The organism is Streptomyces sp. NPDC088246, from assembly GCF_044741025.1.
Lineage (GTDB): Bacteria > Actinomycetota > Actinomycetes > Streptomycetales > Streptomycetaceae > Streptomyces.
Window position 1 is genome coordinate 240828 of record NZ_JBIURV010000007.1, and the last position, 22587, is coordinate 263414.

A 22587-nucleotide genomic window follows, 5' to 3' on the forward strand; every position below is an offset into this window, starting at 1 on the left:
GGGGGGTGAGTTGCTGGGGGGGGTTACTTGGGGGACTGGGTGGGAGCTGTGGTCGTGAGGGTGGGGCCCAGCAGCCAGGCCGCGATCTCGCGGATGGCGCCGAAGCCGCCAGGGGTGGTCGTGACGGCGCGCGCCGCGGCACGTACCGAGTCATGGGCGCTCGCGACCGCGACGGGCCAGCCGGCCAGCGCGAAGCACGGCAGGTCGTTGACGTCGTTGCCGACGTAGAGGACGCGTTCCGGAGCGATGGACTGTTCGTCGCACCACTGCTTGAGCGCCAGGTCCTTGCGGTCGATGCCGTGCAGGACCGGGATGCGGAGCTTGTGGGCGCGGGCCGCGACGACCGGGTTCTGTTCCGTGGAGAGGATCAGCAGCGGCATTCCGGCCTTGCGCAGGGCCGCGATGCCCAGGCCGTCGCCGCGGTGGACGGCGACGATCTCGCGTCCGTCGGCGTCGATCAGGACCCGGTCGTCGGTCTGCGTGCCGTCGAAGTCGAGGACGACCGCGTCGATGTCGTCCCGGGTGGGCAGCGGTGAGGGGTCCAGGAGCGGCGCGAGGGCGCGGGCGCGGGCCAGGTCGTGCGGGTCGTCGATCTCCAGGACCCGGGCGGCGTCGGTGCGCACCAGGGCGGTGTGGCCGAAGAAGCGGTGGCGGTGGATACGGAAGCCCGCGGCGTTCATGGCGTACGCGGTGCCGGTCTCCAGCAGGTCCTCCGGGCGGTCCTGGCGCATCTGCCGGACGGACTTGTCGTGGTTGACGCCGTAGTTGCCCTCCTCCGGCGCACTGCCGTCGCGCCAGAGGAAACCGTGGAACGGGGCCACCGTGACCGCCGTGTCGGCGCCGTCGCGGGTGACGGCCGCGGCGACGCCGTCGATGTCCTCCCGTACGACGAAGGGGCTGGTGCACTGGACCAGCAGCACCACGTCGGCCTTCCGGTCGCGCATCGCCTCGTACGCGTCCAGGGCGTGCAGCACCGCGTCCTCGCTGCTCGACCTGTCCCCCGCGATGGCCGCCGGACGCTGGACGATGTGGACCCGGTCCGGGGCGCCCAGCGTGTCGCCGGCGGCGCGGGCCGCGTCGGCGATGGCCGCGTCGTCGGTCGTCACGACGACGTCCGTGACCTCACGGGAGGCCAGGCAGGCGCGTACGGCACGGGCGACCAGCGGTACGCCGCCGACCTGGGCGAGGTTCTTGGCCGGGACGCCCTTGGATCCGCCGCGGGCGGGGATCACGGCGAGCACGGTGGGCGGCGTCATCGCTGCTCCTGGTGTCGTGGTGGAAGTGGAGGTGTTCACAGCTCGCCCATCCGCCGGATGACGGGGGCGACCCGCTGGACGCCCTGCCGGTACGCGCCCCGCGCCGCTTCGCGTACCGCGTCGCGGACCGCGCCGCGCACCCCGCCGGTCTCGCGCGGCCGGTCGGTGCCCGGCAGCGGGTGGCCGTCGGGGGCCAGGTGGTGGCGGGCGAGGATGCCGGGGAGGTAGCCGGGGGCGGTGGCGGGTGTGTAGTACGGGGCGAGGTCGGGCAGGCGGGCGGCGGCGAGCAGGGCTTCGACGCGCGTGCGGGCGTTGTCGTAGGCCGTGGCGTACGTGCCGTCGGCGGCGATGCCCTGTCCGGCCAGCCATTCGCCGTCGGGCTCCGGGCGGTGGCCGCCGTCCAGGTGGTCCCAGGAGGTGAGCAGGCCGGAGCCGATGAAGTGGTGGTTGCCCAGGGCCTCGCGGACGCCGAGGTCGGTGAGGATCGCGGTCGGGATGCGCCGGTGCAGGGACTCCAGCGCGGCGGTCGAGGAGACCGTGACCAGGAGGTCGGTGCGGTCCAGGACCTCGCCCATGTGCCCGTACACCAGACGGAAGTTGGGCGGCAGACCGCCGGGCAGCCTCTCCGCGAGCCGCTGGTACGGGAGTTCCTCGATATGCGTGGTGTGCTCGCCGGGCTTGGAGCGCAGCTTCAGCAGCACCTCGCGGTTCGGGTGCAGCCTGGCGTGCTCGACGAGCCTGCGCAGCAGATACGTACGGTCGGCGCGGGACGCCGGTACGGAGGGCTGGGCGGCGAAGACGACCGTGTCGCGGCCCTCCTGCGGGCGGTGCGGCTCGCCGCCGAGGAACGGCAGGGCGGCCTCCGTGACGGCCGAGGCGTCGGCGCCCACTCCCTCGTACACCGCGCGGAAACGCTGCGCGTCGTGGCGGGAGTTGGCGAGGACGACGTCCGCGCCGTGGCGCAGCAGCAGTCCGTCGGCGAGCTTCTCGTAGACGACTCCGACATAGCCGGTGACGACGGCGGGCCTGGCGGGCAGCCGCAGCGCGGCCAGACCGTGCAGCATCGCCTGGACGGCTCCCCCGACGAGGGCGAGGACGACGACGTCGTATCCCTCGTCCCGCACGGTGTGCAGGAATTCGACGGCCGTCACCTCGCGCACCCGGTCGGCGTCTATACCGACGTCGCCGACCTCGGCGAGCTGGCGCGGGGTCGGGGTGGCCCGGCCGCGCAGCAGCAGTCCGCTGATCTCGACGCGCTGCGCCGACGTCCCGGACGCGCCGGCGGTGAGGCGGCGCGCGGTGAGCGCGCCCCATTTCCAGCGGGTGTCGGAGTCGGCGAGTACGGCTACCCGGAGGGCGGTCGTCTTTTCGGTACGTGGGGGCACGTCCCAGAACTTAGGAAGGCATTTTGATTCGCGGCCCAACGTGACGGCAACAGCTGGTTAACAGCCCGACGACGCTTGGCGAATCGCCCGCACAAAAGCCCGGCACGAGGCAAGGGATCGACCGGTTCACCATTTCGACATTCTTCGTTCACCTGCCGTCCTTTCCGGGGCCAAGGCAAATGTCGGGCCTCCGCCTAGCGTGTGACGCGTGGTTAAGCTCTCCGTCATCGTGCCGTTCTACAACGTGCGGACATATGCCCCCGATACCTTGCGAAGTCTGCGGGCCAATGCCCGAAATGATTTCGAATTCATCTTCGTCGACGACTGTTCGACCGACGGGACTCTGGAGATCCTCCGGCGCGCCGAGCGCGAGATCCCCGGTGCCGTCCTGGTCAGACACGAGAAGAACGGGGGCCTGGCCACCGCACGCAACACGGGAATCGATGCGGCGCGCGGCGAGTACCTCACCTTTCTCGACGGCGACGACTGGGTCGTTCCCGGCCACTACGAGCGGCTGCTGGCCGCCATCACGGATCTGGGGTGCGACTTCGTCCGTACGGACCATGTGCAGTTCACGGACCGCACGCGCACCGTCCACCAGGTCCCGCACGGTCTGCGCAACACCGTCATGCGGCCGCGCGACGTAATCCTGCCGTCCGACCGGTCGACGCCCGTGGACTACGCCTACGCCTGGGCCGGTGCGTATCACCGCAGGCTCGTGGAGTCGGGGCTGCTCCGCTTCCGGGACGGGCTGCGCACGGCCGAGGACCGGCCCTGGATCTGGCGCCTGCACCGCGAGGCCGAATCGTTCGCGGTGGTCGGCCTGCCGGGGGTCTTCTACCGGCGCGGGGTGGCGTCGTCGCTCACCCAGATCGGCGACGTGCGCCAGCTCGACTTCATCCGGGCCTTCGACCAGGTGCTCGAAGAGACGGCGCGGGATCCGGAGGCGGACCGGCTGCTGCCGAAGGCGGTGCGCACCTATTGCGCGGTCATGGCGCACCACTTGGAATCCATCGAAAGGTTCGAACCAGCAGTGGCACGGAAATTGCGCTCCATGAGTGCGGCTTCTCTGCGGCGCATGCCCCAGAACATTCTTGCCGATACGCTGAATTCGCTGGGCGACCGCCGTGCGGACCAGCTGCGCCGAGTACGCCGCCGTTCCGTTTCCCGGGAGGTCGCGGCCTGATGTCCGGCATGTACACCGCGCCGGTCGGCCGGTCCACCACCCAGATCTTCTCCGCGTGCACGCAGTACGCCGCCGCCACACTCGTCGCGGCATTGCGCGCGGGCCAGTTCGGTCCGCGCTCGGAGCACCGGCGCATCCTCGTCGTGAGCGACACCTCGCCCTCTCCCGAACTGGGCACACCTCTCCATCGCAGGCCCGGATTCGAGAAACTGGAGTCCGAATTCGACACGGTGCATTCCTGGAACGATTTCATCCGGCCGTTCCACCCGGCGGGCTGGTCGCCCCGGGAACAGGACGCCTCGCTGTGGGAGCGGGCTGTACGCCGGGCGTGGCACCTCGGCGACGAACCGGTCGAGATCGCCTGCGAGTCCATCCAGGCCAACCCCTCCCAGGCCCTCGCGGTGATCTTCGGCGGCAGCCCGGTGCACATCTACGCCGACGGGCTGATGAGCTACGGGCCGACCCGCAGCAAGCTCGACCAGCTGGTCGGCACCCGCATCCGCCGGCTGCTCCACCTGGACCTGGTGCCGGGCCTGCGGCCGCTGCTGCTCACCGAGTTCGGCGTCGAGTCGGAGATCGTACCGACCGATGTCTTCCTGAAGGTGCTGGACGAGCTCGCCGGATCGGTGGACGTCCCCGTCCCCGGCCCCGGCAGCGGCCCCGCCCCGGCCCTGCTGCTCGGCCAGTACCTCTCCACGCTGGGCATTCTCACGCCCCAGCAGGAGGAGGACCTGCATGCGCGGATGCTGCGCGGCGCCGTCGCCCTCGGCCACACCCGGGTCGTCTTCAAGCCGCACCCCAGCGCGCCCGCCCACTGGGCGCGGTCGCTGGAGCAGGAGGCGGAACGGCTCGGCGCGGACCTCACCGTTCTCGACAGCCCGGTCCTCGCCGAGACGCTGTTCGAAACCATGCGTCCCGCCCTGGTCGTCGGCTGCTTCTCCACCGCGCTGCTGACCGCCGCCTCGTTCTACGGGCTCCCGGTCGCCCGCGTCGGCACCGGCCCCCTGCTGGAACAGCTCGCCCCGTACCAGAACAGCAACCGCATCCCGCTGACGATCGTCGACGCGCTCCTGCCCGACCTGGAGGACACGTCCGCGGTCACCGAATGGTCGCTGCCCTCCGCCGAAGAGGTCCGGGGCGAGCCGACCGGCCTGGTCAGCGCGGTCGGCTACGCCATGCAACCGCAGATCCAAGCCGCGCTGCGCCCTGAGGCCGAGCGGTATCTCACAGGGCACCGCGACAACCTCTGGCGATACTTCAAACGGCGTCGGCTGACCGCGCTGGGACTGCCCGGAGCCGTACCCGCACAGCTCGCTTTCATCCCGCGCAACGCGACGGTGCGCCGGATCGCCCGCAAGGCCCGCACCCTGAAGCGGGCGGCGGCGGGCTGACCCGCCCTGCCGTCGGACGAGGTGGCCGGCGGGCCGTCCATGCTCCGCCGCCGCGATGACGGCGATCCTCCGGCCGTCCCCGGCACGGCAGCAGGCCCGGCCGTCCGCGCGAGCGGCCCAGGGCGGCCGGTTCCAGTTTCCACACGTCCCGGTCCGTTCCGGGAGAGGAGCATCACCGTGGCCGAAGCGCCCACGACAACCCGGTCCGCTGCGGCTGCCGCGATACCCGCCCCGTCCGCGCCCCCCGCCCCGCTCAATCCGCGCTCCGGCGCGGGCGCAGGCCGGATGCGGGCCCTGGACGGACTGCGCATCCTGGCCGCCCTCATGGTCTGTCTGTATCACTTCGCGGGGAAGGACGGCCCCGTCGCCCAGTCCTGGGGGCAGTCGCCGGGCCAGATGTTCCCGACCCTCTCCCAGGCGGCCGCCTACGGCTGTCTCGGGGTGCAGTTCTTCTTCGTCATCAGCGGCTTCGTCATCTGCATGAGCAGTTGGGGGCGCTCGCTGGGCGACTTCTTCCGGTCCAGGGTCGCCCGCCTCTACCCGGCGTACTGGGCCGCGATCATCCTCGTGACGGCGGCCGCGATCGTCCTGCCGGTCGTCGTGAAGCCACTGCGCCCGGACGAACTGCTGCTCAACCTGACGATGCTGCAGCAGCCCATGGGCGCGGACCGGGTGCTGGGCGTGTGCTGGACGCTCTGGGTCGAGCTGCGCTTCTACGTTCTCTTCGCGCTCTTCGTCGTCTGGCGCGGCGTCACCTACCGCAGAGTGGTGGCCTTCTGCTGCCTGTGGACGTTCGCGGGGGTGCTCGCCCGGGTCGCCCAGACCCCGCTGACGGACGAACTGGTCATGCGCGACCACGCGCCGTACTTCATCGGCGGCCTGGCCCTGTACCTGATCCACCGGTACGGCAGCGATCTGCTGCTGTGGGGCATCGTCGTGATGAGCTTTCTCCTCGGCCAGCGCTACTCCGTCACCGCGCTCTGGCACCCGGGCATGGACGGCGACTTCCACCGCTCCCCGTACGTGATCCAGCTGATCGTCGCCGCCGCGTTCCTCTCGGTCGCCGCGGTGGCACTGGGGTGGCTGCGCTGGGCGAACTGGCGCTGGCTGACGGTCGCCGGCGCCCTGACCTACCCGTTCTACCTGGTGCACGAACATCTCGGCTGGTTCGCCATCCGGGTCCTGCACCGCGGCTGGGGCCTGCCCCCGGTCCCGACACTGCTCGGCGCGGTCGGCTCGCTGCTGATCCTCGCCTGGCTGATCCACCGGTACGTGGAGAAGCCGGTCGGCCCGCGCCTGAAGCGAGCCATGACCACCCAGAGCGCCCGGTTGCACGCGGCGTTGCGCATGGGGGCGTGAGCGCAGGCGCGACGGGGCGGCCGTGCCGGCGGGGCGCCTGCCCCGGCTCCACAGGCGCCTGGCCGGCGGACACCCTGGACTGAGCTCCCGGCGCCGAGAACGACGACCCCGACAAGGACCCGCGCGCGGCACCGACGGCACCATCCACAACACCGGCGAGACCACCCAGGGCAGTGGCACCTGGCCCCCCTGGCAGCAGCCGTCGTCCGAGGCCGCCGCCACCGTGCCGACCACCTTCACCTACACCACCAGCAACGGCCCGACCTGGGCCTGCACCTTCCGTACCGCCGACAACCAGACCCGCATCTACCAGGTCCGGCCGAGCTTCGCGCACACCGCCGCAAGCACCGCGCAGGAGGCACCCCGGTTCCAGGCCCGGGCCCTGCCCAAGCCGTCCGGCAACTGATCCGAGGCGTGGGGGCGGGGCCGACAGGGTGGCGCCGCCCCCGTCCTGACCGTCTGTGCCGGGACGCGGTGGCCCGCAGCTACCCGTTCGGCCCGCCCGCCCGCAGCGTGAACGACCTGGGCAAGCGTCCAGGAGTCGTCGGACAAGCGCCTGCAGAGCCAGGGGCCGGCGCCTCTTCGACATCTTCCGCGGCCCGCACTTCACGCTGCCGACGGCCGGCACGGACACCGAACTCCCGGCGTTCGACGGCGACCTGGTCCGCGTGCGCCGCACGGAAGCCTACGAGGCTTACGGAAAGGGCCTGTTCCTCATCCGCCCCGACGGCTGCACCGGCTGGGCGGGCGAGGACACCTCGGGCCCGGCGCGGTACCTGGCACCGCTGGGCGTCGCCGCGGTCACCCGCCGCTGAGCGAGAGCTTCGCCGCGAACCCCAGGAACAGCAGACCGGCCGCCGAAGTGGCCCCCGCCGACAGCCGCTTGCGGCGGCTGAACGCGGCGGACAGGCGGGTGCCGCCGAATATCAGCATCGACAGATAGAGGAAGCTGGCGATCTGCAGCAGGGTGCCCAGCACCAGGAAGGACAGCGCCGGGTAGGCGTAGCCGGGGTCGACGAACTGCACGAAGAACGAGATCAGGAACAGGATCGCCTTCGGGTTGAAGAGGCTGACCACCAGCGCCCGTCGGTACGGCCGCTCCATCGCCCCAGCATTCTCGGGTCCGGCGCTCTCCTCGGTCAGCTCGGCCATCCGCCGGTGCCGCTCGCGCCACATGGCCACCGCGGCCCGCAGCATGCCGATCGCCAGCCAGGTCAGATAGCCCGCACCCGCGAACTTGACGACGGCGAAAAGCACCGGCGTCGTCTGCAACAGCGACGAGGCCCCCAGCGCGGACAACGTCATCAGCACGGTGTCCCCGGTCCACACCCCGGCCGCCGCCACATAGCCGGTCCGCACACCGCGCCGGGCGGCGACGGACAGCACGTACAGCGAATTCGGCCCCGGCAGAAGAACGATCAGCACCAGGCCGGCGAGATAGGTCGGAAGATCGGTGACACCCAGCATGAGAGGGAGTGTCGCACGTGGGTGCGACACTCCGTTCAGGTGTCTCGACGGGCGGTCCGGCCTCAGCCTTCGCCGTCGAGGAGACGGTCCACGGAGAGCTCCGGACTGACGCCCAGGTCCGAGGCCAGAGTCAGTGACATGCCACGCTTGTACGTCGAGCAGGTGCGGTATTCATCGCCCTCGGGCATCGAGTACACCAACACCTGGCCATGCTTGCGGTCGACAACGACATACTCCGGAATGCGGGCTTCGGCGTAGATCTCCACCTTGGTGGCCAGATCGTTGCCCCAGTTCGAGGACGTGACCTCCAGCACCAGGTGGAAAACGTGTGGCGCGTAGCAGTTCTTCCCGACCACCGCGTCCCGGTAGTCGGCGTCCACGATGGACAGATCGGGAATGGCGTAGTCATCACGTCCGGTCGGCAGCCACAGCCCGATTCCCGCCACCGCCTTGAACCCGGCCTCCCAGCCGCCGGCTCGCCGGAACTCGTAGCTTACGTCGAACAGCGTTTCCTGATGGGGGCCGTCCGGCGGCGGCGTCACAACAATGCTCCCCTTGAGGATCTCCACGCGGTGCCCGGGCAGCTGCCTGGAGAGACGCTCGGCAGCTTCGCCCGTCGTCATCTCATGCAGTATCACAGCCACGGAAACCTCCTTCCGGGAACACTCTCCACAAGAGTAGCCAGCGCCGCCCGGATTCCGCTCGGGCTCACCCGATCGAGATGGCCCCCTCCTCAGAACGCGTCCGACGGCACGTAAGCCCCCCACACCTCCCGCAACGCATTGCACACCTCGCCCACCGTCGCCCGTGCCCTGAGGGCGTCCTTCATCGGGTACAGGACGTTGTCGGTGCCCTCGGCCGCCTTCTTCAGCCGGCCCAGCGCCTCGTCGACCGCGCCCTGGTCGCGCTCGGCCCGCAGCTTCGCCAGCCGGGCCGCCTGCTGGGCCTCGATCGCGGGGTCGACGCGCAGCGGCTCGTACGGCTCCTCCTCGTCGAGCTGGAAGCGGTTGACGCCGACCACGACACGCTCGGCGCTGTCGGTCTCCAGGGCGATGCGGTACGCGCTGCGCTCGATCTCGTTCTTCTGGAAGCCGCGCTCGATCGCGTTGACCGCACCGCCCATGTCCTCGACCTTGACCATCAATTCCAGGGCGGCGGCTTCGACATCGTCGGTCATCTTCTCGACGACGTACGAGCCCGCGAACGGGTCCACGGTGGCCGTGACGTCCGTCTCGTACGCCAGGACCTGCTGGGTACGCAGGGCGAGGCGGGCGGACTTGTCGGTCGGGAGGGCGATCGCCTCGTCGAAGGAGTTGGTGTGCAGCGACTGCGTACCGCCGAGGACCGCGGCCAGGCCCTGGACGGCGACGCGCACCAGGTTGACCTCGGGCTGCTGGGCGGTGAGCTGGACGCCCGCGGTCTGGGTGTGGAAGCGCAGCATCAGCGACTTGGGGTTCTTCGCGCCGAACTCCTCCTTCATCACCCTGGCCCAGATCCGGCGGGCGGCGCGGAACTTGGCGACCTCTTCGAGGATCGTCGTACGGGCGACGAAGAAGAAGGAGAGACGGGGGGCGAAGTCGTCGACGTCCATGCCGGCCGCGACGGCGGTACGTACGTACTCGACGCCGTCCGCGAGGGTGAACGCGATCTCCTGCGCGGGCGAGGCCCCGGCCTCCGCCATGTGGTAGCCGGAGATCGAGATGGTGTTCCACTTCGGGATCTCGGCCCGGCAGTACTTGAAGATGTCGGCGATCAGCCGGAGCGAGGGCCCCGGCGGAAAGATGTACGTGCCGCGGGCGATGTACTCCTTGAGGACATCGTTCTGGATGGTGCCGGTCAGCTTGTCCGCCGGGACGCCCTGCTCCTCTCCGACCAGCTGGTACAGCAGGAGGAGCAGCGCGGCCGGGGCGTTGATCGTCATGGACGTGGAGACCTTGTCCAGGGGGATCCCGCCGAACAGGACCCGCATGTCGTCGATCGAGTCGATCGCCACCCCGACCTTGCCGACCTCGCCGGACGCGATGGCCGCGTCGGAGTCGTAACCCATCTGGGTGGGCAGGTCGAAGGCGACGGAGAGGCCCATCGTGCCGTTGGCGATCAGCTGCTTGTAGCGGGCGTTGGATTCCGTGGCCGTACCGAAACCTGCGTACTGGCGCATCGTCCACGGCCGGCCGGTGTACATCGACGGGTAGACACCGCGCGTGAAGGGGTAGGCACCCGGCTCTCCCAGCTTGTCGTCGGGGTTCCACCCGTCGAGTGCGTCCGGCCCGTACACCGGCTCGATGGGCAGTCCCGACTCCGACTCACGCGTCATCTGCTGTGCCTCCCGCTGAAGCTGCTCGGTAAAGCTACTTACTGGTAACCAATGATTCCCGCGACGGACTGTAGCGGCGGGCACGAAACCGGTGGAGATGCGCGGGCTGGGACCTTGCTCACAGCCCTCCCCCACGACCTCGCCGCCGCTCTCCCCATCATGCGCGGGCTTTGGCAACCGGGCAGAGCGGGAATCCGTCCAATGGGACACCGGAGAAACCCGGAGAAACAGGGGGCCGAGATGATACGCAGCATCACCGGAAGCACGTCACGGCGCAGGGCGCGGGTCAGGGCACGGGGGCGGGCGGGGACCACGGCCACGGCGGCGCTCGCCGTTCTCGCCATGACCGCCGCGACCGCCGGCTGCAAGGCGCAGCCCGCCGACAGCGCGTCCGCGGCCCCGTCGTCACCGCCCCGGGCCACGGCGACCGACGACGCCAAGCCCCCAGCGGCGCAGTCGCCCTCGCCGGACGCATCGTCGTCGTCCCCGAAGGCCACCGCGACGCCCACCCCGGAGCCGGACCCGCAGGGCGCGACGCTGATGGCGAGCGGTTCCGAGGGCAAGCAGGTGCGGGAACTGCAGGCCCGGCTGCGGCAGATCGGCCACTTCGACCGCTCCCCCACCGGCTACTACGGCACCGTCACGGTCACCGCCGTCCAGTCCTTCCAGGGCAAGCGCGGCCTCTCCCGTACGGGCAGGACGGACACCGTCACCTGGCAGAAGCTGCTCGGCATGACGCACGCGCCGACGGCCGCCGAGCTGAATCCGCCGACCACCCGGCCCGTCACCAAGCCGGACAAGCGCTGCATGACGGGCCGGGTGATCTGCATCAGCAAGAACAGCCGGACGCTGTCATGGATGATCGACGGCCGCGTCGTCTCGTCGATGGACGTCCGTTTCGGCTCCCAGTACACGCCGACCCGCGAAGGCGTCTTCTCCGTCTACTGGAAGTCACGGCACCATGTGTCGACGATCTACCACACGGCCATGCCGTACGCGATGTTCTTCAGCGGCGGTCAGGCGGTGCACTACTCGGCGGACTTCGCGGCCCGTGGTTACAGCGGTGCCTCGCACGGCTGCGTCAATGTCCGCGACGAGGGAAAGATCGCCTCGCTCTACGCCCAGGTGAGGACGGGCGACAAGGTCGTCGTCTACGGGTAGGGCCTGTCCGGCCGGAAGGAAAGGGGCGCGGACGGGACCGGGGGAACGTGTCCCGCCCGCGCCAATGCGCTGAGCCGCAGGTACGGGGGGAACCCCGGCTCTGTGCGCTGCCGATGACCAGTCGGCTCACTCTGTACTGCGCCGTGGCCTCGAAAAACGTCACACCTGGTGGTGGACGGCTTGAAAGGGACTGGCGCGCACGGCTCTCAGCCGGGCGATCCGACGGCACCGAGGGACGCCCGGTCCGCTGTCGGCGAGGAGACCGCGGTCAAGGGCGACGGCGGTGGCGGGGTGGTGAACCGGATCGCCGGGAGCGTGTTGGAGCCGCCGCTGTCCCCGTTCGAATCCTCGTCGTCGCCCTGCTCGCCGCCGCTGTCGCTGCCGGGGCTGTTCTGACCGTCCGCGTTCTTGGCGATCATGCGGTCGCAGAACCGGTCCAGATTGCGGGCGCCCTTCGCCAGCGCTTCGAGATACCGTCTGCGGTCGTCGTCCAGCTTGCCGTTGCGGTAGTCGCGGCAGGCCTTGAGCGTCTTGGCGTACCAGTTGCCGGAGCTGCCGTTCCCGGAGCCGTCGGGCTGCTTGCCGTTCTCGGTACCGTTCGGGGTTCCGCTCGCGGTGCCGTCGGGCTTCCGGTTGTCGTCGCCCTTGCGGTCCTCGCCCTTGCCGGTTCTGCCGTTGTCCCGGTCACCGGTGGGGGCGGAGGGATCCGCCGGGGGTGTGGAGGGCCCCGTCTCCGGGGAGGCGGGCGGCTGTGCGGACGGGCTCTCGTCGGTGACGGTCCCCGAGCCGAGCTCCTCGGGCGTCGCCGCGGCGGAGACGGAGGTCGCCGGTACGGGGGTGTGCCCGCCGAACGCTCCGGGGAGCATCCCGGTGCTCGCGGCCACGGCCACCCCGCCGAGCGCGCAGCCCGCGAAGGAGGCGACCAGGCCGAAGCGGATGGGCCGGCTCCAGCCCGGGGAGCGGGTACGGCCGGAGCCCGCGGAGGAAGAGGGGCGGTGCGGGGCGAAGCCGCCGGAGGCGGGCCGGATGTGCACCGGTTCGAGTATGTCGGCCGCTGCCGGTTCGCCCGTCTTCTCGGCGTACCCCTTCACCTGCGGGTTCGCCGCCCCTGTCCGTGCGCGCGCGGATTGCGCGGCGGTGCGGAAGGCGGCCAGCGCCGCGGCCTCGCCCGGCAGTTCACCGGTGGCCGGGCGGGCGGCCCGTGCGGCGGCGTCCAGCACTGCCGCGAGCCTTTCCGCTTCTGTACGCGACTGACCGCCCACGGGATCGACCGGCTCGCCGCGGAGCAGTCGCTCCGCCGCGTCCTTGTCAAGCCATTCGTAGTGCTCGTCGGCCATCACATGTCCTTCTGCGTCCACGGACGCGAATGCGTCACACCGGCCGATGCCGCCGAACCGTTGTGGGAGGGGCGCTGGGAGGGCACGGCGCCGAGTTCCGCCGTCCGGCCTGCCGCGCTTGTGCGAGAGGCGGGCGGATCCGCCGGATCGCCCGCGGGAACACGGTCCGCGGAGATGCCCGCGCCGCCTTCGGCACGGCCGTCGCCGCCCTCGACGTCCCCGTCACCGGGGCGGCCGCCGGCATTGTCCGCGTCGTCCATGCGCAGCAGCTCGGCCAGCCGCTTCAGTCCCCGGTGCGCCGCGGTGCGTACCGCCCCCGGCCGCTTGCCCAGCGTCTGGGCCGCGCTCTTCGCGTCCAGGCCGACGACCACCCGCAGCACCACGGCCTCGGCCTGGTCCTGGGGCAGCTGGGCGATGAGCGACATCGTACGGCCGGTGGCCAGGGCCTCCATCGCCTCGTCGGCGGTGTCGGACTCGGCCGGCTTCTCCGACAGCTCCGACTCGTCGCCGCCGATCGCGGGGCGCCTGCCGCGCATCCGCAGATGGTCCAGGGCACGGTTGCGGGCTATCCGTGCCGCCCAGCCGCGGAAGCGGTCGGCGTCGCCGCTGAACCGACCGAGGTCGCGCGCTATCTGCAGCCAGGACTCGGACGCCACGTCCTCGGCGTCCGGATCCCCCACGAGTGTCCGTATGTAGCCCAGTAGTCGCGGCTGTACAGCGCGGTACACAGTACGGAAGGCGTCTTCGTCCCCGTCCTGTGCCGCGAGCACCGCGGCAGTGAGCTCCGCGTCGTCCCCCAGCACTCCCTCAACCTGCCCTGCTGTCCCGAATCGCAGCTGGTCATCACTGCCGCGCCACCCTGCGCGACTCAGCACGCTACGTCCTTCGCGGGGGTCACGTCCATGACTTGTACAACCTGCAACATTCGTCCGGCACGCGGCGGTGTGACAGAAAACGCAGCGATGGCGCTGAGAAGAGTACGGGGTCGTCCTACGGCCCCGTGGAAGACGACCGGGGCCTCTCCTGTGGGGGGTGGCGGCCCCGGTCGTCCTCATATTTACCGGCTCTGACCAGGCAATATGCGGGTCGCAGGGCCTTCGCATGACCAACGCGTGACCAACGCGGTCGGCGATCACCCGATCCTTTCTCAGCCGATACGTAGCACCACCCTCTATGCGAGCTTCAGACCCCCTCTCCTGGTCGCCGCAGATGGCAACGTCGCGTTGCGCGCTGGCACAGCACGAAGAAGGTCCCAAAGCTGCCGTCGCTTACCTCTCGTCCGGGCAGCAGGCTGGTGCCCAGGGCCGTACGATGCAGGCGCAGGTGCCCACTGGATTGGGTACACCTTTACTTGCAGGCAATCCTCATCGGAGAGGTGACAGGCGTATGGCGGCGAACGCCGAACACCTGAAAGCTCTCGTGCGCGCGCACGCCGAAGCCAACAACGACCTCTTCTATAGCGTCGCCCTGCAAGTGGCGGCGAAGTCTGCCCGCCAGGGGCAGGGAAAGTTTGCCGTAGAGCTGCGTGAGCTGGTCGAGACCGCCCAGCAGGGACAGGGAAAGGCCGACACCCGCCGCGCCGCTACTCCGGTGGTGCAGCCCCGCGGCGAACTGACCAGTCTTCTGACCGCGGGCTATCCGGATATCCAGCTTGACGACATGACCCTGGACACCGGACTGCGTGCGTCGCTGGATCGGGTGCTGCATGAACAGCGGCAACGCGCGCGGCTGGAGCGATTCGGCTTCACCCCAGTGCACCGCATCTTGCTGTCAGGACCTCCTGGGACGGGCAAGAGCATGACGGCAGCGGCCTTGGCCGGAGAGCTGAAGCTGCCCTTGTTCACCATTCGCCTGGACGGTCTGATCAGCCGATTCATGGGTGAGACCGCAGCCAAGCTGCGTCTGGTCTTCGATGCCGTGGCCCAGACCCGAGCGGTCTACCTCTTCGACGAGTTCGATGCTCTCGGCGCCGAACGGGCGGCAGGCAATGACGTCGGCGAAGCCCGCAGGATCCTGAACTCGTTTCTACTGTTCCTAGACGAGGCGCCCTCTGAGAGCCTCGTGGTGGCCGGCACCAACCACCACCAGCTTCTGGATCAGGCTCTGTTCCGTCGCTTCGACATGATCGCCACCTACGGGCCTCCCACCGCCGACGAAGCTGTTCAGGTGATGCAGCGACGCCTAGCCGGAATGGACACGAGCACAGTACGGTGGGGCATCGTGACAGAACGTGCATCGGGCTTGAGTCACGCCGAGCTAGTCAAAGCGGCGGAAGCAGCGGCCAAACGAGCCATCCTGGCTGACCAGGACGTGGTGGACGAACAGCTGCTGCTGGAAGCCTTGACCGAGCGGCATGCCTCCCACCATGCCTGAGCCCGACACTTCCGCACGGCTCAGTCCGCACCTGATCGTGCCTTGGGAGGCCACCACCCTCACGCCGCGCTCCGAGCCTGTCGGCGGAAGTGGCCCGGACCTGGTCCAGCGCGCGGACCGGCAGGGGCACGCCGACTCTTTGGTGGACGGGCTGGAGAAGGCTCGCCAGGAGTCAACCCAGCTCATGCAGCAGGCGCCCGAGCACCGTCAACCTGACGGTTTCGCGGTGCGCATCGAGGCGGCACGCGACCACCCTCTGATGTTGGAGCGCCTGGACACGGCTGGCCTGATACTCATGAGCAGCCACCCGCAGACCGAAAACAGTCAGCAGGACGCGCTGGTCTGGATCCCCTTCGACAAAGTTGCCTCGTTCACTCAGCGGATCACCGACTTCACGGATAACACCCCTGGCGGAAACCCTAAACAGGCCCTGCTGGTGGCCAATATGGAACAGATCCAGCGGGCCCTGTTGGAGCACCTCTGGCAGGAGCGGCAAGAGCTGCCGCCGCTGGACGAGGAGCGGTGGTGGGAGTTGTGGTTCGATCCGCGGATCTCGCCGACGGCGGTCCCCACATTGCGTTCCCTGGCCGAAGAGCGTCGCTGGCGGGTCAGTGATCGAGCGATCCATGTCGGGGAACGTCTTGTGGCGCACGTCGCGACGACCGGTAATGAGCTGGCGTTCCTGTTGGCCACGAACGCCTGCCCTGCTGAGATCCGCAGCCCAACCTTCGCCGAGGGCCTCTACGCCGTCGACCGCGAATTCCGCGTGGACCTTGTCAAGGATCTTGCCGCGCGAATCGAGCCAGCCGCACCGGAGTCACCGGCGGTATGCATCCTGGACACAGGCATAGCCCAGGAACACGCCCTGCTGAAGCCCGCATTGCACGAGCGCGCCTACAGCGTGCTTCCTGGCAGCACACCGGCCGACCGGATCGGGCACGGCACGCAGATGGCCGGGCTCGCCCTCTTCGGAGACTTCGCCGCAGCGCTTGAGTCACAAGGTCCCGTCGTTCTCGGTCACGGCCTTGAGTCCGTGAAGATCCTCAACGACGCTCACGCACCCGCAGCATCCCCGCGGACCTGCGCGGAGACGACTGCCAACGCGGTAGCGACCGCTGAGATCGGCAACGGAGGCCCCGCACCGTTCGGACGGGTCTTCTCTATGGCCGTCACTCGGCAGTCCGGGGAAGGTGAGAACGGCGTAGACGGCACCGCGACCCTGTGGTCAGCCACACTGGACGCCCTGGCGGCAGGCACGGACGTCACCGTGCGGGACGACCGCATCGAACTGATCGGAGCACCCGATCCCGAAGCGTCGCGGCTGATCATCGTCAGCGCCGGCAACATCCGCGGTGCTGTCCCCCACCAGATGCGCAGTGACGACGGCACGCTCGATCCGCTGCTCCTCTCCGACCTGTCGCGCATCGAGGAACCCGCCCAAGCGCACAACGTACTCACCGTCGGGGCGTGCACGCATATGGACGCCGTCCCCGATTCCGCCCTGTTCCGGGGATACCGTCCGCTGGCGGCTCCGGGTGCCCTGTCCCCCTTCAGCCGGACCTCAGTGGCGCTGGCCAACACAGCCATAACCAAGCCCGACATCGTTCTGGAGGGCGGCAACATGCTCGTCGCCCCTGACGACAGCATCCTGGACGCACACGAGCTAGTGAGCGTGGCAACCACCCACCATGACCCTGCGCGTCAGCTGACCTGGACGAACGCCACGAGCGCTGCTACGGCCCAGGCGGCTGCGCTCGCCGCCACGGCGATGAGCACCTACCCCGGACTGCGACCGGAGACTGTCCGCGCCCTTCTCGTGCACGAAGCCCAGTGGACCCCGGCCATGGTCGAGCAGGGCCTGTTCAAGAAAACCGGCGCCCCCAAACTCGCCAAGGGCGACGTGATGCGCCAGGTGATCCGCCGGTACGGATGGGGCATGCCCACCGCCGAACGTATCCGCAGTAGCGCCTCGAACGCCGTCACAATGATCATCCAGAACACCCTGGTGCCGTACAAGCAAGTCAAGAGCGGACAGGTTCGCCTGGCCGAACTCAAGCTGCACGAGCTGCCGTGGCCCCTGGAACAGTTGCGCGATCTGGCCGAGACCACCGTCGACCTGCGCGTAACGCTCGCCTACATGATCGAACCCAATCCCGGCCGGCGCGGCATGCTCGGCCGCTACAGCTACGCCTCGCACGGCCTTCGCTTCGCCATCAAAGGCTCCAGCGAGTCCAGCGTCTCCTTCCAGAGGCGACTGGCCGAACAGGCAGAACACGAGAGCGACGGCCTTGGCAACCCGAAGGCATTCGAGTCTCAAAGCCGTTGGCTGGTCGGCCCCCGGTCCCGCAACCTCGGCTCTCTGCATGCGGATATCTGGCGCGGATCAGCGGCCGAACTCGCCGACTGCGGCATGCTCGCCGTCTACCCTGTCGGGGGCTGGTGGAAGGCAAACAGGCGCAATGACCGCATCGGCCTGCCCGTCAGCTATGCCCTCCTGATCTCCCTGCGTACACCAGAGGTCTCCACTGACCTGTATACGCCCATCGCCACCCAGCTTGGCGTGTCGGTGGGGGTGACCCCACAGGCCCAGACCGAAATCGTGGACGGCATCCCCATTCAGATGGAATTCGGCTGGTAGGTACCCGAGCGGGTCCGCCCCGGCCGTTGCCGCTATGAAAGTGGCCGGCCCCGGCTGCCTTTAGGCGTCGCAACGGTTGGTGAAGGCGTGGAGGTCGTCGCGTACGTGGCGTGGTTCGTCCTCCACCGGCATGTTGTGCTCATCGCTTACCCCATGTCCGGTCGGCTCTACGCCGCATGCGATGAGCTGTTCCAGGCCGACGGAGAGATCGCCGCACAGACACCCGGCCTGCGCGCCGAGGACCGCTCGGCCCGCACTGCCCTGGACGAGGACGACCTGGACGAGCACTCCCAGGCCCTGCGGCGCGAATGCCGCGAGCGCCACGACGAAGCCAACCCAGCATCCAGCACAGGCTTCGCGATGCCTACCTCCGTCACCGCGACCAGCCCTGGGCACACCGCCTGGGCATCACCCCGGAGTTCGCCCTCGCCCCGGCCCCTCGAAGCCCCTCCCCCGAGACCTACCCGGCTATCAGCTCGGCAGCGCCGCCCTCCTCTGGCCTGCAACACAGATCCCTCGGAGCTCTCGGAACCGAACAGTGAGCCTTTTTGCGTTGCCCAGGCGTCGTCCACATCGGGGAGAACGCCTGGCACCTCCTCGACCTCGCCTCGTACCACGGCACCACCGACGTGCCGAGCCCCTTCCGACTGCGGGTGCTCCTGGAGCAGTACGTCACCGCAGGTTGACGCCCTTGCCTCCCGCGGCGGCCTGGCCGCCGAGGCATGGGCCCTGGGCTGGCATCGCATGTGGGCCGTGGAGTGGTTCATGGAGCAGGCCATCCGCTGGATCGACGACCCGGCCAAGGATCCCGCGTACATCCCCGTCGTCCGCCGTCACCTGAACGACGTGGTCCAACTCCTGGAGGTCTAGGTGCTCGCCCAGGTCTCCCCCTGGTACACCCACGCGACCCAGCGCACAGCCGCTGCCCCCGCGCACGCCCTCACCGCACCGGCCCGGATGGAATGGAGCACCCACGCGGGCGCCGGACCCGGCGCTGAGATTTTGGGACGGGATCTGTGCGGCAAGCGCGTCCTGGAGCTGGGCTGCGGCCCTGGCCACAACGTGGCCCACCTCGCGAAGCACCACCAGGCCCGCGTCGCCACGTTCGCCGCCGGCCACGCACTGCACCACCTGCAGGCCACCAGCCAGACCTTCGACCCGATCTACTCCGTCTTCGGCGCCGTCGGCCTCATCGCCCCCGAGTTCCTCCTCGCCGCCATTTCCCAACGCCTGAAACCGGGCGGTGCCCTGGCCTTCTCCGTCCCTCACCCGGCCCGGGCCGGAAGACATCCATCCACGGACGACCGTCCGCGCGAGGACTACGTCACCGCACCCGACTGCCCCTCACCCGATGGGAGTTCGATGCCCGTCGCTGGAGAGCTCACCTCTCCCAGGCGGGCCTGCGCATCACTGCGGCGCTAGAGCTGCGGCACCCGCGCAGTGACCCGTGGCCCACCACCCTCCTGACCACCGCCCGCAAACCCTGACCGCCGGAGGCACCCATGCCCCTGCCCTACCTACTCCTGGACATCGACGGCGTCCTCATACCGTTCCCGGCCGCCGACGGCAGCACCCCGCCCACCCACGTCCGCCACACCGTCCTGCCAACCGGCCGGCACCCTGACAACCCCGTCGCCATCTGGCTCGACCCCGACCACGGCCCTCTGCTTACTAGCCTCCTGGCCAGCGGGTTCGTCAACCCCGCGTGGTGCACCAGCTGGCGCAACGACGCCGTCACGATCACTGGGCCGCTTCTGGGCATGCCCGACTTCCCCTACCTCGATCTGCCTCGGCCCCAGATCACCACCAGCCACCCCAACGGATAACTCTGGAAACGCGTCCAGGTTGGTCCCTGGCTCGGCTCAACTCCTGTCGCTTCGGTCGATGACGACTTACAGACCCCGAAACGCCGAAATCAGTAACCGCTCTCAACCACACCTGGGCTGCCGAACGCACGGCCCTGGGCCGACCGAGGCTGCTGGTACTGCCCAACCCACACGTGGGCCTCCAGCCGAGCCATCTCGCGGATGTACGTGAGTGGGCGCGGAAGGCGCGGCCATCGGCGCCCTGTTGTACCCCTGCAACAACCTCTTGATCAGCACAAACCGGAGCTTCCAGAGCATCAGGGCGTAGTGCAGAGCTGCCACCTGCAGAAACGGGGTTCTGGAGGGGGTCATCCCAGCGCGATCCCCGGCATCCCAGCGCTATGCAGCTCAGGCGCCCCCTTCGGCCCCTCCCCCTACGGGACCTGCGCTGTGACGACTCGTTGCAAGCAATATCTAACTCCACCGGCGACATATGCCGGCGAAACAACGTAGAGCACTGGCGCCTCGGGGTCAGACTTTCCCCACACCCGCTGGCGTTCAGCATTCATCGGCTCACCCTCAAGGAACTCAAAGTCCCAAAATGGCCTATCTTTCATTGAATTGACTTCACTCAGCAAAGCAATGCCTTGCCTGAAGGCATTATTCACGTGTGCAGCCAAGGCATCACTCGACTTAGCTTTCACGATACGCCGAATTCGAGCCTCACTAGGCTGCACTCGGCCAAAAATCTCAAGACAGAGCCTCTGGACTGCGCGAGAAAGGGATTCCCCAAAATCCTCTTGAGGAGTCAGAGCCAAAGCCCGTCGCGCCAACCCGAATAACACTTGCTCGACAAATCCCACGTATTTCTCAGCCAGGATACGGTGCCCCTCAGATTGAAGATCATCAAGGTCGTCCCGGTGACGCGTCCACTGCGATTGAATGCCATCAACTCGGACATCCAAATCCGCCACCGAAGCCCGGAGCTTGGCTAACTCTCCTCGCACTTCCTGAAGTGCCTCTCGAAGCGAGCCTACCTCGCTTTCAAGTTCCGAAATGCCTCGCTCGATCACCTCATCAGGCTCATCCGCTCCAGACTGCTCTATTTCACTACCCGAGATAGCTTCGTCAACTTCGATCTCAGCAGCATCAGCCACAGAATTTCCATCCCTTCAGGACAGCGGAACAAAGTCCAATTCAGCCTGCACCGTCTCTCCAGTCTCTTTGACCGTAGCAGTTACCTTAATCTCCGTTTCCCCAAACTGCATCATCACACTGACGCCCCGTTTCCCATGAGCAAGGTGCATTACACTAGATAGGTCGACAGTAACACTCCCGATCTTCTGGCAATTCCTTTCCGTGACATACTGTGGATAGCTGCTGAGCGTGCCATATACGTCAATCTGAATTTCTTCCTGTGTGCCCCAGACGGGCGATAGTGAGTGCTCCACTACCTCGTCCACCCTTACCGTCTGTCCTGCAGTAACGAAAATGCAGAATCGGTCCTTACATCTATCTATTCCGTCAGGACCAGTAAATCTGGACTTTTCCGGATCAAGTTGCGGACGAAACGTATTGCTTGTGTTACATCCGTACGTAAGACGAGCTCGCCGCGCCCGAACTTGTGGATTACAGGCGAAATAGACAGCTCCGTAAAGAACAGCTACCTGAGGATCAGGCGGCACAATTACGTCTGCGCGCCCGTCCAGATGTTCCTCGAGCCGGCGCCGAAGGTACGGGGAATTACCGAAACCTCCGACGAGCACGACTAGCTCCTTGCCAGGTGCGTTCCGTCTCTGACGTTTCATCTCTTCCAGCTGCTTGTCAACCAAACCGAGAACACCTGGAACAACGACCTCGAATGCCTGACAAGCTTCATCAGGGGATACAACAATGGCGTCTGTGAATCCTTCCTGGATTTTCGACAGAGCAGCGCGAGCATCTTCATCGAGGCAGCGATCGAGCGCCAAAGGGATCTGAATATTTATCTCTTCAATCTGCCCTACGGCGAAGTGAAGTTTTGCCCTTTCCCATTCATCGATCAGATCAACAATTACCGTGGGTTGCCGTTCCCTGATCCGCTCAAACGCTTCAAAGGACCCAAAGCGTGGCATGAGGATATTCTCAACGAATGCCCGGTTGATGTACTCGGAACCAAATTTCCCTCCACACTCACGACCGATCTCCTCCAAGCTGTCGCCCGATATTGCCCGATAAGCAGTGATGTCGACGGTCCCGCCTCCGCAATCCGCGACCACGAATCGCGATCCCGGAGACAAGAGACTAGCGCGCTTTCCCGTAAGTTTTACTGTACGCACCCCAGAGACCCGCGCATAATGGGCTGCCACTTCAGGCTCGTAAGCCAGCAATAGACGCTTAGACTCGCTCGGCAAACCAGCGGCTTCGGCTGCTTCGCGCATCAATTGCTTCTCATAGTCACCCCAAATAGCGGGAGCCGTGACGCACCAACGGATTTCATCTTCCGAAAATCCGCTCCTTTTAACCTCGCCGATTACTTCTTCGTAAATCTTCTCAAGATATAGAGTAACCAGCCTCTTTGCGTCATCCGGAGAAATCGACTCGGATGGGAGTTCCGGCTTATCCGATGCCCCCTCAGTCATCGGGGCTAGAGACATCTTGAAAGCGCTCACGTAGCGATTTTTGTCACCCGCAGATCGCGAGTTGAAACGTCGGCGGGCATCATAACCCCAAGCCTGCAAATCGCCACTCTCGTCAAACAGCAGTGCAGTTAGATTCTTCGGGTATGGAATTGGATGCGAAGGCCAGTGCATCCTCGGGTGAATTTCCCGACGCTGGCTCCCATCCCTAACCTCATCAATGATCGTCCATGCATACCCAGTGCCATGTGTGCCGAAGTCCACCGCAACTGCGACCTTCTGCTTTTTCACGAGACG

The 22587-nt window shown here is 67.8% G+C and carries 18 protein-coding genes and 3 pseudogenes; 11 read left to right on the top strand and 10 right to left on the bottom strand.

The genetic code is table 11. From position 1 onward, the window contains the following. Positions 1-23: 23 nt before the first annotated feature. Both ACIPEK_RS13310 and ACIPEK_RS13315 read right to left on the bottom strand, forming a co-directional pair. On the bottom strand, positions 24-1256 hold the full coding sequence (locus ACIPEK_RS13310) for a cytidylyltransferase domain-containing protein (RefSeq protein ID WP_401994606.1): 1233 nt from the start codon (positions 1254-1256) through the stop codon (positions 24-26). Positions 1257-1291: 35 nt separating this feature from the next. After that, complete coding sequence (locus ACIPEK_RS13315; RefSeq protein WP_401994609.1) at positions 1292-2641, bottom strand: DUF6716 putative glycosyltransferase; 1350 nt, start codon at positions 2639-2641, stop codon at positions 1292-1294. A gap of 208 nt (positions 2642-2849) precedes the next feature. Between ACIPEK_RS13315 and ACIPEK_RS13320 the strand changes: the two genes are divergently transcribed. The 5 genes from ACIPEK_RS13320 (at position 2850) to ACIPEK_RS13340 (ending at position 7392) form a co-directional block, all read left to right on the top strand. Then, a complete protein-coding gene (locus ACIPEK_RS13320; RefSeq protein ID WP_401994612.1) occupies positions 2850-3827 on the top strand; it encodes a glycosyltransferase family 2 protein in 978 nt (325 codons plus the stop codon). Further along, complete coding sequence (locus ACIPEK_RS13325; RefSeq protein ID WP_401994615.1) at positions 3827-5218, top strand: polysialyltransferase family glycosyltransferase; 1392 nt, start codon at positions 3827-3829, stop codon at positions 5216-5218. Before ACIPEK_RS13320 ends, ACIPEK_RS13325 begins: the two co-directional genes overlap by 1 nt. Before the next feature lie 285 nt (positions 5219-5503). Further along, on the top strand, positions 5504-6577 hold the full coding sequence (locus ACIPEK_RS13330; protein WP_401994719.1) for an acyltransferase family protein: 1074 nt from the start codon (positions 5504-5506) through the stop codon (positions 6575-6577). A gap of 22 nt (positions 6578-6599) precedes the next feature. Next, on the top strand, positions 6600-6983 hold the full coding sequence (locus tag ACIPEK_RS13335) for a hypothetical protein (protein WP_401994618.1): 384 nt from the start codon (positions 6600-6602) through the stop codon (positions 6981-6983). Positions 6984-7245: 262 nt separating this feature from the next. Next, a complete protein-coding gene (locus ACIPEK_RS13340; protein WP_401994621.1) occupies positions 7246-7392 on the top strand; it encodes a hypothetical protein in 147 nt (48 codons plus the stop codon). Here the strand turns inward: ACIPEK_RS13340 and leuE are convergent. The 3 genes from leuE to ACIPEK_RS13355 all read right to left on the bottom strand — a co-directional run bounded on the left by leuE (position 7379) and on the right by ACIPEK_RS13355 (position 10358). After that, a complete protein-coding gene (gene leuE / locus ACIPEK_RS13345) occupies positions 7379-8044 on the bottom strand; it encodes a leucine efflux protein LeuE (RefSeq protein ID WP_383074755.1) in 666 nt (221 codons plus the stop codon). The two genes, ACIPEK_RS13340 and leuE, sit on opposite strands and share 14 nt — an antisense overlap. A gap of 62 nt (positions 8045-8106) precedes the next feature. Beyond that, positions 8107-8688, bottom strand: coding sequence for a Uma2 family endonuclease (locus ACIPEK_RS13350; protein WP_401994626.1), 582 nt, complete (start codon positions 8686-8688; stop codon positions 8107-8109). A gap of 89 nt (positions 8689-8777) precedes the next feature. Then, the gene (locus tag ACIPEK_RS13355) at positions 8778-10358 is read right to left on the bottom strand and encodes a methylmalonyl-CoA mutase (RefSeq protein WP_401994629.1); all 1581 of its coding nucleotides are present in this window, start codon (positions 10356-10358) and stop codon (positions 8778-8780) included. A gap of 342 nt (positions 10359-10700) precedes the next feature. Between ACIPEK_RS13355 and ACIPEK_RS13360 the strand changes: the two genes are divergently transcribed. After that, the gene (locus ACIPEK_RS13360; protein WP_401994722.1) at positions 10701-11519 is read left to right on the top strand and encodes a L,D-transpeptidase family protein; all 819 of its coding nucleotides are present in this window, start codon (positions 10701-10703) and stop codon (positions 11517-11519) included. Positions 11520-11725: 206 nt separating this feature from the next. Here ACIPEK_RS13360 and ACIPEK_RS13365 read toward each other — a convergent pair whose 3' ends face one another. Beyond that, entirely contained in the window at positions 11726-12856 is a 1131-nt protein-coding gene (locus ACIPEK_RS13365; protein ID WP_401994632.1) for a hypothetical protein, read from the bottom strand. Next, complete coding sequence (locus ACIPEK_RS13370) at positions 12856-13659, bottom strand: RNA polymerase sigma factor (RefSeq protein ID WP_401994725.1); 804 nt, start codon at positions 13657-13659, stop codon at positions 12856-12858. The genes ACIPEK_RS13365 and ACIPEK_RS13370 overlap by 1 nt, the downstream gene beginning before the upstream one ends. A 583-nt stretch (positions 13660-14242) precedes the next feature. Between ACIPEK_RS13370 and ACIPEK_RS13375 the strand changes: the two genes are divergently transcribed. Together ACIPEK_RS13375 and ACIPEK_RS13380 are read left to right on the top strand one after the other, a co-directional pair. Next, complete coding sequence (locus ACIPEK_RS13375; RefSeq protein ID WP_401994635.1) at positions 14243-15229, top strand: AAA family ATPase; 987 nt, start codon at positions 14243-14245, stop codon at positions 15227-15229. Further along, positions 15222-17867, top strand: coding sequence for a S8 family peptidase (locus tag ACIPEK_RS13380; RefSeq protein WP_401994638.1), 2646 nt, complete (start codon positions 15222-15224; stop codon positions 17865-17867). Before ACIPEK_RS13375 ends, ACIPEK_RS13380 begins: the two co-directional genes overlap by 8 nt. A 60-nt stretch (positions 17868-17927) precedes the next feature. Here the strand turns inward: ACIPEK_RS13380 and ACIPEK_RS13385 are convergent, their stop codons facing one another. Further along, complete coding sequence (locus tag ACIPEK_RS13385) at positions 17928-18191, bottom strand: hypothetical protein (RefSeq protein WP_401994641.1); 264 nt, start codon at positions 18189-18191, stop codon at positions 17928-17930. 233 nt (positions 18192-18424) lie between these two features. Here ACIPEK_RS13385 and ACIPEK_RS13390 point away from each other — a divergent pair. The 3 pseudogenes from ACIPEK_RS13390 to ACIPEK_RS13400 all read left to right on the top strand — a co-directional run. Next, positions 18425-18737 (top strand): annotated as a pseudogene (locus tag ACIPEK_RS13390) (aminoglycoside phosphotransferase family protein); the annotation flags it as partial. After that, positions 18738-19354: pseudogene (locus tag ACIPEK_RS13395) on the top strand (methyltransferase domain-containing protein). Positions 19355-19369: 15 nt separating this feature from the next. Beyond that, positions 19370-19962, top strand: a pseudogene (locus tag ACIPEK_RS13400) (hypothetical protein). 144 nt (positions 19963-20106) lie between these two features. Here the strand turns inward: ACIPEK_RS13400 and ACIPEK_RS13405 are convergent. Continuing rightward, on the bottom strand, positions 20107-20829 hold the full coding sequence (locus ACIPEK_RS13405) for a hypothetical protein (RefSeq protein WP_401994644.1): 723 nt from the start codon (positions 20827-20829) through the stop codon (positions 20107-20109). A 15-nt stretch (positions 20830-20844) separates the two neighbouring features. Further along, positions 20845-22581 (bottom strand): Hsp70 family protein, encoded by a 1737-nt coding sequence (locus ACIPEK_RS13410; RefSeq protein WP_401994647.1) that lies wholly within the window; start codon positions 22579-22581, stop codon positions 20845-20847. Positions 22582-22587 lie beyond the last annotated feature (6 nt).